The sequence below is a fragment of the Sediminispirochaeta bajacaliforniensis DSM 16054 genome (genome assembly GCF_000378205.1).
In the GTDB taxonomy this organism is placed as follows: Bacteria; Spirochaetota; Spirochaetia; order DSM-16054; family Sediminispirochaetaceae; genus Sediminispirochaeta; species Sediminispirochaeta bajacaliforniensis.
Window position 1 is genome coordinate 1 of the sequence record NZ_KB899446.1, and the last position, 11,032, is coordinate 11,032.

Here is an 11,032-nt window from a genome sequence, read left to right on the forward strand (position 1 = left end):
TATACGGTTAGAAACGGGAAATATGTCGAGGTGAAATAGCAAATCACGTACAGGTATCTGTCGGAAAAACCTTCCCTCAGATACCATCCCCTTCATTTCTTTACTAATAACGTTGTTACGATAAATTTAGCTATATAAACGGTTAAATATCTTGCTTGGAAACTTAACCTGTAAGAGAGGGTGAAATGTTTTGGCAATTACTGTTAAGTGGTATTTCTGTAGGGTGTATCTATTCGCTGATCGGACTTGGATATAATTTAATTTATAGTGCTTCAAATCTAATGTCGTTTGTGCAAGGCGAAATGTTCATGCTTGGAGCCTTTGTCGCATATTCAGTACATATCTTGTTGCATCTTCCGTTTTTACTCTCTGCAGTCTTGTCTGCATTGATCATGTATTTTTTCGGTGTGGCTATGTATTATTTTATGGTTGGGCCATTGTTAAAACGGGGAAGTCAACAAATTCATATTGTACTTGCGACAATAGGTTTATCAATTTTTCTACAGAACTTTGCAATGAACGTTTGGGGTACAAATGTAAAAACATTTCCTTCTCCGTTGGGTGAAATTCCCCTGCACGTCGGAAGTGTAACAATTATGCCTCAGCAAATTGCAATTGTTCTTGTAACCATCATTTGTATGCTTGTCTTGCATCTTTTTATGAAAAAAACAAAGATGGGCACTAGCCTGCGTGCTGCTGCACAAGATCCTCTGGCTGCCGGCGGAGTAGGTATTAATGTATCGGGTACCGTTGCTTTTGCATGGGCTTCTGCCGCATTACTATCGGCGGTTGCTGGGGTTCTTATCGCACCTATTTACGGTGTCTACCCCAAGATGGGTGCAATTCTGTCGCTTAAAGGATTTGCGGCTGCTGTTCTAGGCGGATATGGAAACATGTATGGAGCAATCATCGGCGGGGTCATTTTCGGTGTTGTTGAGACATTAGCAGCAGGATATCTTTCTTCTTCATTTAAGGAAATAATTTCATTTGGAGTATTGATGTTGGTTCTTTTCGTAATGCCAAGTGGAATCTTAAAAGTAAAAGCTGAATAAGGGAGTTTTATCTATATGAAAGCAATTATGGAAGTATTTGCAAATAGGAAGTACCAACACATTTTAGGTGTAATCGTAATCGGATGTGTTCTTCTTTTCCCTATAGCTTTTTCTGAACACATTTTTACGCAATTACTGCTTTGTACGTTAGGTATTTATATGATAGTCAACACCGGTTTTGATATTTTATTTGGCTTTTCAGGACAGATTTCTCTCGGTCAAGCTGGCTTCTATGCTATTGGAGCTTATTGCTCTGCACTACTAAGTAAAGCAGGTATGCCCGTCTTCTTTTCAATGATTATAGCTGCTTCTATTGCGGCACTTGTCGGATATTTTTTGGCATTACCCTGTGCAAAATTAATGCATCATTTTCTGGCCATGGTTACAATAGGTTTCGGAGAGATCGTTCGTCTACTTGCCGTTAATTGTGGTTGGCTTACTGGTGGTGTAGATGGAATAACGAGAATTCCTCCTCTTAGAATTTTTCACTATGAACTTACATCATATTCTGCATACCTTTATTTCGTTCTTGCAATGGTTTTGTTGGCTCTCTTTGTCAAGTTACGCATTGGCAATTCTCGAGTTGGTCGGGCCATGCTGGCAATCAAAGACAATCAGGATGCTAGCGAAGCCTTTGGTCTAAAGCTTTCAAAGTACAAGGCTACGGCTTTCACCATTGCTTCTTTTTATGCTGGTTTCGGAGGAGCATTATATGCTCATCTTATCAGATTTATAAGTCCGGAGTCTTTTACCGCAGATCAATCCTCAATGTTCTTGGTTATGCTACTAATAGGAGGAATGGGAACTTTTTTAGGCCCTCTTATCGGATCGACACTTATGCTGGCTGTCTCGGAGTTTCTGCAACAATTCGGACAACTTCAGATGATGATCTACGGCTTGCTTATCGTTGTTGTTTTACTTGTTATGCCGAATGGGATCGCCGGTACCCTGAAAAATAAATATTATCAGGTGCTGAGTCGCCTACCTGTGCGGCCTGTGACGGATACGAATGGACGATGAATCATTAGATTAATGAGGTAATGATGAAATTATTAGAAATCAAGAATGTTACTATGCAGTTCGGAGGTTTAAAAGCACTTAATGATCTGAATATGTGCATAGAACAAGGTGAAATACACGGATTAATCGGTCCGAACGGTTCGGGAAAAACAACATGCTTTAATGTAATAAGCGGGGTTTATCGACCTACTGAAGGAGAGATTTTTTTAGACGGAAAGAAAATTACAGGTAAGAAAAAACATGAAATAAATAAATTAGGAATTGCACGTACTTTTCAACATATTAGTCTGTTTAAAAATATGTCTGTACTGGAAAATGTAATGGTTGGACAACATTGTCGTACATCGAGTGGTATTTTCCCGGCAATTTTTCATACACGTTCAGAACGGCAGGAAGAGGAAAAGATCATTGCAAAAGCATATAAATTACTTGATTTGACACATCTGGATAATAGGGCAGGGGAACTTGCCAGCAATCTGCCATATGGCGAACAGCGATTATTGGAAATTGCCCGTGGTCTGGCGAGTGGTCCGAAAATGATGATGCTGGATGAAGCTTCTGCCGGAATGAATTCGGTTGAAAAAGATGCATTAATCTCGATTATCCATGCTATCCGTGGAATGGGGATTACCATTCTTATGATAGAACATGATATGAAGTTGGCGATGAATTTGTCGGATAAAATTACTGTATTAGATCATGGTGCTATGATTGCCGAAGGCCTACCAAATGATATTCAGAAAAATTCTCAAGTGATTGAAGCCTATCTTGGAAAGGGAGAGGTGCAACATGCAAAGCATGCTGGAAATTGAAAACCTGGAACATAAATATGGTGTGATTAAATCGCTAAAAGGAGTCAGCTTAAAAGTCAATAAAGGAGAAGTTGTTGCATTGATTGGGGCAAATGGTGCCGGAAAAACAACACTCTTGCGCTGTGTATCGGGTATGCTGAAACCTTGCGGTGGAAATATCATTCTTAACGGAGAATCTATTTATGGCCTACCTGCTCCAAAGGTGGCGGCAAAAGGAATAGCACAAGTTCTTGAATCAAGACACGTTTTTCCGAAGCTTACTGTCTTGGAGAATATTTATATGGGGGCATATTGTAGAAAAGATGTCGATACTGTCAAGGAAGAGATCGAAAGGTGGTTTTGTACATTTCCTCGATTGCGTGAGCGTTCTTCTCAATTGGCAGGTACACTCTCCGGCGGTGAGCAACAAATGCTAGTCATCGTGCGGGCTATGGTTTCTAACCCTAAATTGCTGATTTTGGATGAACCTTCGCTTGGCTTGGCTCCAATTTTTATTGAGGAGATTTTTAAGATCATTCCTCAACTTCAGCAAATGGGTACCACTATTTTATTAGTTGAACAGAATGCGCAAATGGCATTATCGGTTTCGACCCGGGGGTATGCCATGGAGACAGGTTGTATAACCCTTTCCGGTTCAAGCAATGAACTTCTCAACAATGATGATGTTCGCAAACTCTATCTCGGCGAAGCTTAATATTAATACGATAAGGAGATCATTGTGTTGGATTGTTTATTTATAGGTTCTGCAACGCAAGATGTACTATTGTTGATTGATGAGCCGCCTCAAAGTAATCGCAGATTATTAGCTAGAGATATTAGTTATGTTTCTGGAGGTATTGCAGCTACCGCGGCTTCTGCCTTTCAGAAACTTGGTGGTTCCGCCGGATTAGTTACTGCAAAGGGAGAGGAATCGGAGATTACTTCTTTTATTGTTAAAGACCTAGAAGGGCAAAATTTCTCATATTTGCAAATGGTGGCTGTTAAAGGCGGAATGTCTTCATTTAGCGCTATTCAAGTAGAAAAAAATGGCAGCCGGTGTATTACACATTATGGCGGTTGTATTCAGCAGATTAATGTTTCTTCCATTGATACTTCAATGTTTTCAGAAACGAAACTGATTCATCTGGGCGGTCTATCTGATACTGCGGTTGTTGATTGTGCACAATTTTACAAAGAGAACTATCAGGGAATCGTTTCTGTTGATGGAGGAAATTATTCCAGATCCGTTCTTGAATCACTCCTGCCGTATGTTGATATTATGATTCTCGATGACACGACGGTTAAAAAAGAATTTGCACTTCCTAATAAGGCGGTCTGTAACTATTTCTCCGATAAAGGTGTGACAGTCAGCTGTATTACCATGGGGCGTCATGGTTCGTTGGCATATTTCCATGACGAATATTATAGTGCTCCTGCATTTCCTGTTTCTGTATTAGATACTACTGGAGCGGGAGACAATTTCCATGGAGCATTTCTTTACTGCTATGCTGTACGCCATTATGACATGGAGAGGACCTTGCGTTTTTGTAACACATTTTCCGCAATTACTTGCACGGGACTTGGGGGACGCTCTCGACAGCTGTGTTTTGAAGAAATCTGGAAAGCAATAGAAAGAGGGGAATATGATGCAAAATAGCGCTGCATATATGACGGAAAAAGGGAAGATAACCATTGTCGATATACCGGTAGCAGAACCTGCTGAAAAAGAAGTGCTCCTTCGCATTGAGTATGTTGGTATCTGTGGCTCAGATGCACATTTTTTAGAGACCGGAATGCGGAAAGGAAAATCGTTTAACTTACCCTTTATCCTGGGACATGAATGTTCTGCAACGATTGTGGAAATCGGAAAAGGAGTTACCAATCTGGCAATAGGAGATCGTGTGACATTTGAGCCGCAAATAACTTGCGGTAAGTGTCACTATTGTCGAGAGGGAAAATATAATCTTTGTCCTCATGTTATTTTCCCATCTGTACCTCCCTATGACGGTATGCTTCGAAAATATACCGCCATACCTGCTTCCGTTATCAGAAAATTGCCTCCGTCAGTAAGTTTTGTAGAAGGTGCGATGATTGAACCTCTTGCCGTCGGGCTTTCGGCTGCAAACAGGGGTGAGGTAACTATCGGCAGCACCGTTATTATTTTAGGAACTGGTTGCATCGGATTAACGACGCTATTGGCATGTCGGGCATCTGGCGCAACGAAGATTATTGTTGTTGACATATGTGACAGCCGGCTTAAAATGGCTCGAGCTTTAGGAGCTGATGTTGCTATCAAGAATAGTAATGCTATTTATACCGATGCTAAATTAAAAGAATTGACGAATGGCGAGGGTGCCGAGATAGTCTTTGAAACGGCTGGAAATACCCATACGGCTCTTTTGGCGGAGACGGTATTACAGCGTGGGGGGAGAATTGTCCATGTCGGGAATATTCATGACACGGTGCCTTACCCCTTTATGGATTTGATGTATAAAGAAGGGGAAATAAGAACAATCTACCGATATCGAAATAATTTTAATCGTGCAATAGATGCTGTTGCCTCGGGAATAATCGATATAAAAAAAATTGCTCCGAGAATATTTCCTTTTGAGAAGACACAAGAGGCCTTTGATGCCGCCATCTATGATGCACAGCATACCGTGAAAGCTATGGTAGCGGTTAACACAAATACTGATCAATGATTGGAGAGAAATAACAATGGCATTGGTAACCCTTTCAGAAGTCCTTGCAATCGCCCAAAAGGAGAAGATTGCTGTTCCAGCATTCAATATCGATAATATTGTAATTGCAGAAGCGATTATGGAAGCAGCCGAAAATGAGCAATCTCCTGTTATTCTTTCGATTGGACAAGGCGTAATTAATTTTGGCCAGTTTTATTATCTTTCAGATATTGCCAAACGTTTGGCGAACAATAGCACGGTACCAGTTGTCCTGCATTTGGATCACGGCATAAGTTTTGAACAGGTTATTTTATGTCTTCGGGCAGGATTTACCTCTGTAATGTATGACGGATCCCATTATGATTTCTCAGAAAACATAACGACAAGCACTGCTGTAATTCGAGCTGCTCATGCAGTAGGTGTCTCAGTGGAATGTGAACTTGGTGCCATACAAGGAGTTGAAGACGGAATATCGAATAGTCATGTTAATCTTGTTGATCTACAAGAGGTAAAAGAATTTATTTCAACTGTTCATTGTGATGCTCTTGCCGTTGGAATCGGAAATGCTCACGGTATGTATAAGGCTACTCCACATCTTGATTTTTATCGTCTTCAGGCATGTGTTGATGCAGGTACTCCACCTCTTGTTTTGCATGGCGGATCAGGTCTTCCTGATGTGTTGATACGGCAAGCGATAGAAATCGGTATTAGAAAAATAAATGTTGCTACAGAAATACGTTTCGCATATATCAAAGGGTTGGGTGAAAAAATCCAAACAAATGATATCTATGCCATAGAACATCAAGCAAAAAAACATGTTTTCGAAGTGGCCACGAAAAAAATCAGATTATTTCTGAATAAATAGGGAGGATAGTATGCCTTATATGAAGGCTATCATCGCTATAGGAGAAGGGCAAGTGAAAATTGCCGACGACATTCCTATGCCAATCTTAGGAGATTATGAGGCTTTATGCAAAGTTCATGCTTGTGGTTTCTGTAATGGAACCGACCTTCAGATTATCGACGGAACTTTAGTAAATGGTTTTGGAGGATTTCCGACTGTTTTAGGGCATGAAGGTGCAGGTGAAATTGTTGCGTTGGGGAAAAGGGTCAGGCACATCCATATCGGAGATCGATATATTCATCCCAATCTGCATCCGAATGTTGGGAACGGATATTCAAAAACGCATGGAAGTATGGCTCAATATGGAATTATTAATGATGATCGTTCAATGTTGGAAGATGGGTTTAATGCAGAGAACCTCCCTTTTCCACGCCAGCATAAGTTTCCTTCTTCAATAGACTATATTGATGCGGGAGTTTTACTTTCCTTGGCAGAATGTCATTCTGCTGTCGTAAATTTTGGTGTCAAACCCGAGATGGATATTTTGATTTACGGCGCCGGTCCGATGGGAATAGCATTGGCAATGTTCTGTGGTTTTGCTGGTGCACATGTGACACAGATCGACGGCGTCTCAGAACGCTTGGCCTATGCGAAAAAAGTGGCAAAAGTAGAACATACTATCAATTTTAATGAAGAGTCTGTAGATAGTATTCTAAATGGAATATGCTTTGATATGGTTATTGATGCCGTTGGACTGACGACGATTATCTATGAGGCTAGTAATCGATTAAAGCCGGGAGGAAAGGTCGGATCGCTTGGTGTGCTAAAAAAAGATGATCGTCTAGTAAATACTGCATTACTTAAAAATAATACAAGTATACATATGCTCAATTTCCCGTATGGGGAATATGCAATTATGGATAAAACAATACGACTTATTACCGATGGGACTATACAGCCGGAAGATTTCTATTCACACATAATGCCATATACGGAAATTGACAAGGCAATTGGCTTGGTAAGAGGTAAGAAGGTTTTAAAGATTATTCTTACGTTTGACGACTAATTAATTATCTTAAAAAGGTTTAAGGGGGGCTGTTAATCATAGTCGATCTTCATTCTGGCGGGGAAGGATAGATATCTTGCGGCTATTCTTGATGGCGACTATATTTACACTATGGAAATACATGTGTCGAAGGTGATTACTTTTTTTTCAACCTCCTTGAGCCATCGCCTTATGCTTTATCTTTCTTTGTTTATGATGATCCCCCTGGCTTGCGAAGGCTTCCTCATTTACTATGAGTCGAATAATCAGATTAGTAACAGGACTTTGCTTTTAAGTAGCCAAATCGTTGAGAATAATGTGAAAAAATTGGACACGTTGCTCGGTAGTATCCAAAAAATGACTATGGCGGTAAATTCCGATTCCACAATTCAGCGTCTTATCCGGCAATCTGCTATTGAGATAGATAGAAACGATGATATTTCTAAGCTGCTGAGCCTTCGTCTGATTGATTTAGGCCAGTTGTATGGTGGAGTTTTTTCGACATACATTATTTTGGACAACAAAATTGTTGGAAAAACTAGTTATTATGATTTAAGAGAAAGGATAGATATTGATCATGACTTATATTCTCAAATAAGAAATCATGGGGATTTTCAGACTTTCATCCATTATGGTGGTTCTCCAATTGTTGCGTATCAGGGGGGGACTGTACTTCTTATCGGCACATCTCTGATTAATCGTGAAACCGGTAAACCCTATGGTATTGTCGTTCATGAAATACGCCAGGCAATTTTGGAGAACATGATGCAGGCCGATTTCGGAGAGCATAGCTATTCTTTACTATTGAAATCTGATGGGATAATGTTGGCAAATACAATTCATTCTAATTTCAACAATATCTTTGAGGTTGTTAGAGAAGTAACGGACCAGGCTATTGGTACCTCTCTGGAGATCATAGAAAAGAAAGAGTGTTTTGTGCTGGTCAAGTATCTTACGAATGGTTGGATACTGGCCAGTGTTGTGTATAAACATTTTCTTAGGGAAAATAGTAGAAATATTTTTAATATTCTTTTGATGGTCATTACTATTTTCTTTTTTATCGATATATTTGTTTCAAGAAAGCTGGCAAGTTATGAACTTGCTCCAATCGTCAAAATGAATACCTATGTTGATTTTGTGAAAGAAGGTGATTTTTCACGTTCTTTATATACGATTCGTCATGATGAAATTGGGGAACTGACAGATAATATCCGACAAATGGCAACGCGGATCAACACATTGATTAATACTATTAAAAAGGAACAGGCACAGCTCCGTTTACATGAATACGAAGTACTACAGGCACAAATTAATCCACATTTTCTTTACAACACACTTGATTCTATAAATTGGCTCGCTTGTAAAGGTGATGTGAAAAAAACTACGGAAATGATCTCATCTGTCTCTACCTTTTTTAGAATTGGTCTTAGCAACGGAGAGAATATTATTCCGTTGTGTGATGAAATTGAACATGTCCGTAGCTATCTTACCGTTGAAAAAATACGATTTCCCGATAAATTCAACTATTTTATCTTTCAGAATCAATCTTTGTCAGAATGTTTCATTCCTAAGCTGATTCTTCAGCCTGTCGTTGAAAACGCGATAGCACATGGCATCCGTCCTTCTGATACCATGTGTATGATTATGATACACATTGAGGAGGATGATAATATAATATGCATCCAGGTAGTAGACAATGGTGTGGGAATGGAAATTTCAAAGCTACATGAAATCCAGGCGGTGCTGGCAAATGGTCAATCGGAAAATAATACTGATTGCTATGGACTGTCAAATATTAATGACCGAATTCATATTCTTGCCGGTAGGGAATACGGATTATCTATTGCAAGCGAAAGGAACAACGGAACGTCGGTAAGAATAATACTTCCAAATGATCTGAGGAAAAAACTCTAATGTATACGGTATTTCTTGCAGATGACGAAAAACTTATTCGGGAAGGCCTTGCACAAACTATTCCATGGGATAATCTTGGCTTATCGCTTGTTGGGACGGCTGCTGATGGTGAGAAAGCATATACTGAAGTTTGTAAACTACATCCAAACATTGTTATCACGGATATACGAATGCCGCTTCTTAATGGCTTGGACTTGATAAAGAAGATCAGAAAGCAAGACCAAGACTGTCATATTGTCCTTATAACCGGATATGAAGAATTTGAATATGCCCTTACTGCAATTCAGGTGGGAGTATCCGGCTTTATTGTAAAGCCGGTAGAAGTTCCTTCTCTTTGTAGGATTCTTTCAAAAATCGTAAATAACCTTGATATTGATAGTACTAATAATGACAAAATTATTAAGTTGCATGAGCATGTTCAACATGCTGATGAATTTGCCTCTCCCCATGTTTTGTACAAATATCTGACCGGAAGGTTATCGAAAGAACATTTTTTTGAGTATATGCCTAATCACTTGGTATCGTTTTCTTATTGTACTTTGGTGATGTTGCAGGTTGATCATTTTGATAACTTAACGGAGGATATGGATGAAAAAGATATTTTTGATTTTACCCAAAAACTTGAAAAAGTCTTTTTTGATTTAGGAATGGGTGTATTAAAGATTATTATTGAAGAAGCTATCGGAAAATATTTATTGCTCTTCGAAAGTAATAATCGGGATGAATTAGGAAATTTTACAAACCTTTTTATCCGCAAACTACGAATGGTAAAATCTGATCTGGAATATACCACGGTATGTTCTCCTTCGTATAGAGGAATAGAACATAGCATTGAGGGATATGATTTCCTTTGTCAGTATGCAGATTATATTTTTATTTGGGGTGCAAACCGTGATATACAAGATACCGATGTTAAAAGTGTTGCTTCGGAGAAAGTTTTCAGAAACATTGATATAAATAAAATCCTTCAATGCATTTCTTTATTTGACAAAAAAGGTATTGAGCAATATTTTATCAAATTGGAGAAAATTATTAAAGATGACAATATTTCATCGTTGAATATAAAAATGATTGTTAGTATGATTTTTAGTGAAACATTGCAAATTTTAGCTGATATTAATTTTCCAATAGCCTCTATAATCGGAAATCCTTCTGAAGAATATAAAAAGATTATTTCCTGTACGACTCTAACCAGTATGTTGGGAGCTTTGATGGATTTTCTTTTCAAGATTTGCATGGTTTTTGATACAAATGCCAATATCAATATGCATTCCATTCAATTGGCTAAATTGTTCATCGATAATCATTTTTTTGACCCTGGATTAACGCTTGGCAAGGTTGCCGAAGAGTTAGGGTTCTCGCCTAATTATTTTAGTGCCTTGTTTAAACAAAAAGTTGGAAAGTCTTTTATTGATTACTTAACAAATATACGTATAGCACATGCAAAAAAACTTATTATATCAGGAAAATTTAAAACTTATGAAATATCAAAAAAATGCGGCTATATAAATCCTACCTACTTCTCAACGATTTTTAAACGACGTGTAGGAGTAACACCTTCGGAATATCATACTGATGGTATGTAAAAGTTGAAGGGGATGGTATCTGAGGGAAGGTTTTTCCGACAGATACCTGTACGTGATTTGCTATTTCACCTCGACATATTTCCCGTTTCTAACCGTATA

The 11,032-nt window shown here is 38.8% G+C and carries 10 protein-coding genes; all 10 read left to right on the top strand.

The genetic code is table 11. The features are described 5' to 3' along the window. The first annotated feature begins 185 nt into the window (after positions 1–185). The 10 genes from F459_RS0121190 (at position 186) to F459_RS0121235 (ending at position 10,933) form a co-directional block, all read left to right on the top strand. Positions 186–1,052, top strand: a complete 867-nt coding sequence (locus F459_RS0121190; RefSeq protein WP_026295146.1) for a branched-chain amino acid ABC transporter permease — start codon at positions 186–188, stop codon at positions 1,050–1,052. Positions 1,053–1,067: 15 nt separating this feature from the next. After that, entirely contained in the window at positions 1,068–2,072 is a 1,005-nt protein-coding gene (locus F459_RS0121195) for a branched-chain amino acid ABC transporter permease (RefSeq protein ID WP_020614658.1), read from the top strand. 23 nt (positions 2,073–2,095) lie between these two features. Further along, on the top strand, positions 2,096–2,884 hold the full coding sequence (locus tag F459_RS0121200; RefSeq protein ID WP_020614659.1) for an ABC transporter ATP-binding protein: 789 nt from the start codon (positions 2,096–2,098) through the stop codon (positions 2,882–2,884). Then, the gene (locus F459_RS0121205) at positions 2,862–3,578 is read left to right on the top strand and encodes an ABC transporter ATP-binding protein (RefSeq protein ID WP_020614660.1); all 717 of its coding nucleotides are present in this window, start codon (positions 2,862–2,864) and stop codon (positions 3,576–3,578) included. The genes F459_RS0121200 and F459_RS0121205 overlap by 23 nt, the downstream gene beginning before the upstream one ends. A 24-nt stretch (positions 3,579–3,602) precedes the next feature. Further along, on the top strand, positions 3,603–4,520 hold the full coding sequence (locus tag F459_RS0121210) for a carbohydrate kinase family protein (protein WP_020614661.1): 918 nt from the start codon (positions 3,603–3,605) through the stop codon (positions 4,518–4,520). Beyond that, positions 4,507–5,565 carry an NAD(P)-dependent alcohol dehydrogenase gene (locus tag F459_RS0121215; protein WP_020614662.1) on the top strand — a complete coding sequence of 353 codons (1,059 nt, stop codon included), beginning with the start codon at positions 4,507–4,509 and terminating at the stop codon, positions 5,563–5,565. Before F459_RS0121210 ends, F459_RS0121215 begins: the two co-directional genes overlap by 14 nt. 16 nt (positions 5,566–5,581) lie before the next feature. After that, the gene (locus F459_RS0121220; RefSeq protein WP_020614663.1) at positions 5,582–6,409 is read left to right on the top strand and encodes a class II fructose-bisphosphate aldolase; all 828 of its coding nucleotides are present in this window, start codon (positions 5,582–5,584) and stop codon (positions 6,407–6,409) included. Positions 6,410–6,419: 10 nt separating this feature from the next. After that, entirely contained in the window at positions 6,420–7,454 is a 1,035-nt protein-coding gene (locus tag F459_RS0121225; RefSeq protein WP_020614664.1) for a zinc-dependent alcohol dehydrogenase, read from the top strand. 111 nt (positions 7,455–7,565) lie between these two features. Then, on the top strand, positions 7,566–9,347 hold the full coding sequence (locus tag F459_RS23405; RefSeq protein ID WP_081623776.1) for a cache domain-containing sensor histidine kinase: 1,782 nt from the start codon (positions 7,566–7,568) through the stop codon (positions 9,345–9,347). Further along, positions 9,347–10,933 carry a response regulator transcription factor gene (locus F459_RS0121235; RefSeq protein ID WP_020614666.1) on the top strand — a complete coding sequence of 529 codons (1,587 nt, stop codon included), beginning with the start codon at positions 9,347–9,349 and terminating at the stop codon, positions 10,931–10,933. The genes F459_RS23405 and F459_RS0121235 overlap by 1 nt, the downstream gene beginning before the upstream one ends. Positions 10,934–11,032: the final 99 nt, after the last annotated feature.